1 protein-coding gene is annotated in these 2,421 nt (G+C 64.4%); it reads right to left on the reverse strand.

What is annotated here, in order from left to right; all coding sequences use genetic code 11:
• On the reverse strand, positions 1-2,421 hold a 2,421-nt coding region (locus tag QF010_RS33935; protein ID WP_429534836.1), incomplete at both ends, for a cadherin-like domain-containing protein.

The raw sequence follows: 2,421 nt of genomic DNA on the forward strand, positions 1-2,421 counted from the left end.
AGGGTGTCGTTGCCATTGCCGCCGAACAGCTGGTTATAGCCGCTGCCGCCGTCGAGACTGTCGTTGCCGTCCTCGCCAAAGAGGGTGTCGTTACCATCACCACCCGCCAGCAGATCATCACCCAGCCCGCCATACAGCAGGTCATCCCCTCCCCCGGCCGCCAGGTTGTCATGGCCGCCATGCCCATAGAGGAACTGGTTGCCGGCACCGGTGCTGATACTGTCGTCGACCGCATCGCTGCCGATGAAGTAGCCGGCCAGCTCGCGCAGTTGTTGGCGATTCCACACGGTGCCGTCGCTGAAAACCACCTCCTGCACGCCGTACTGGTTGGGGTTGTCGCTGGCCTGGTAGGCCAGCAGCTGGTTCGACAGGAACACGGTCTTGCCCGTGGCAAAGCCCAGGGTGACGCTATTGCCGTCGCCGCTGACCGTGACACTGGCCGGGGTGATGCCGGCCGCCAGCTCGAGCCGGTTGAGGTCGCCGGCCGTCGTAGTGTTCACGTAGTCGGACAGCGAGACATTGCCGCTGCCATCGAAGCGGTAGGTATCGCTGCCACTGTCGCCAGCAAGCGTGACCGCGGAGGTGTTGGCCAGTCCGTTGGCAACCAGCAGGTCATCGCCAGCGCCACCCGAGGCAAAGCTGCTGTCGCTGGCTCCCGTGCCAAGATTCAGGGTGTCGTTGCCATTGCCGCCGAACAGCTGGTTATAGCCGCTGCCGCCGTCGAGACTGTCGTTGCCGTCCTCGCCAAAGAGGGTGTCGTTACCGTCCTCGCCGAACACCGTGTCGTCCCCTGAGCGCGCCTGGACGACATCGTCGCCCGCCCTGGCGCGAATAAGGTCGGCGCCCTCCGTACCCAGCAGCGGGTTGTCACTGCCTTCCGTGCCATCGATGGGGTTGAGCAATTGTGCAATCCCGGCGGTCGGACTGCTGACGATGGACTCCAGGGTATTGCCGCCATCGATGTAACTCGCCAGCACGCGAACCTGCAGACCGATCAACGTCGAACCGAGAACCAGACTGGCCGCGGTGGCGCCGGCAAGGTTGCTCCAGTTGGCTCCATCGGTAGAGGTCTGCCACTGGAAGCCGACCACACCCAGGCCGTCGGCGTCGGCCAGCGAGTGGCTGGCGGTCAGCGTCTGTCCTTCCAGGGCCGTGCCGGACAGCGTGACATTGCCGGTCGGGGCATCATTGACCGGCGCCAGGTTCAGGCTTGCGGCGGTCGAAACCGTGGCGATGCCATCGGTGATCACCACTGCGAAGTTGACCGTACCGTTGCGATTGAGTGCAGGGGTGAAGGTCCAGCTGCCATTGCCATTGTCGGTCAGGCTGCCATCGGCCGGGGCGACGCTGACGCTTTGCACGGACAACGCGTCGCCCGCATCGACGTCGCTGGCGTGAGCCAGCAGATCGGCTGCGGTCAGCGTGTAGGACTGGTCCTCGGCCCCGGCCGGTAGCGTCACTGGCCCACTGACGGTCGGCACGTCGTTCACCGCTGTCACGTCGACGGTCAAGCTATTGGCGCTGGCGGCGAAATCGCTGCCGTCACTGACCAGGAAGCCGAGCATCGTGTAGTCGGTGCCATTCGCGTCGACCGCTGGCGTAAAGCGCAGATGCCCGGCGTCCAGGTCGGCACGGCTGACCACTTGGTTGGCGAGCACCGCCACCCACGCGCTGCCGTTGAAGAACTCCAGGCTGCCCGCAGCCGGCAGGCTGGTGATCTGCACCGCTGCCAGCGGCGTGCCCTCGGCGTCGCTGTAAACGCCGAAATCGGCCACACTCAGCAATACCGGCGTGTCTTCCGCCATGGTGACGCTAGCGTCGGTCGAGCTTGGCGGCGTGTTGCTTGCGCCTCCACCGACCAGCGCCTGCACCGTGGTCGGCGACCACATCGTGCCATCGGCAAAACGGATCTCGTCGATTTCCGCGGCCCCGGCGATGAAGTAGTCGAGCACTGTGATGCTGTCGCTGGCATTCAAACTCAGCACCAGGTTGTTGCCAACCTGGCTCACCGCCACTTGCGCGGGCAGGATACCGGTGGCGAACTCGATAGCGTCGATATCGCCTACTGCTGCGTTACGATTATCGACCGTATCGGCGCCGTCGCCGAGCGCGTAGCGATATATGTCGTTGCCGCTGCCACCGATCAGCGTATCGTTGCCGACGCCGCCGACCAACACGTCGTTACCCGCCTGAGCATCGATGCTGTCGTTGCCGGCCAGCCCATTGAGCGAATCGTTGCCACCGGCGCCGAAGATGGTGTCGTCGCCGGTGGTAGCGCTGAAACCGGGCAAGGCGTAGCGGCTGATCTCGGTACCGTCAGCGAAGCGGAATGTCTGTACGCCGCCTTCGTAGCCGTTGCTGCCGGTGGCGAACTGATTGACAACAGTCAGAGTCTTGCCATTGGCGAAGGTGACGATCAGA

It is taken from the genome of Pseudomonas silensiensis (assembly GCF_050434865.1).
GTDB classification, from domain to species: domain Bacteria; phylum Pseudomonadota; class Gammaproteobacteria; order Pseudomonadales; family Pseudomonadaceae; genus Aquipseudomonas; species Aquipseudomonas fluorescens_W.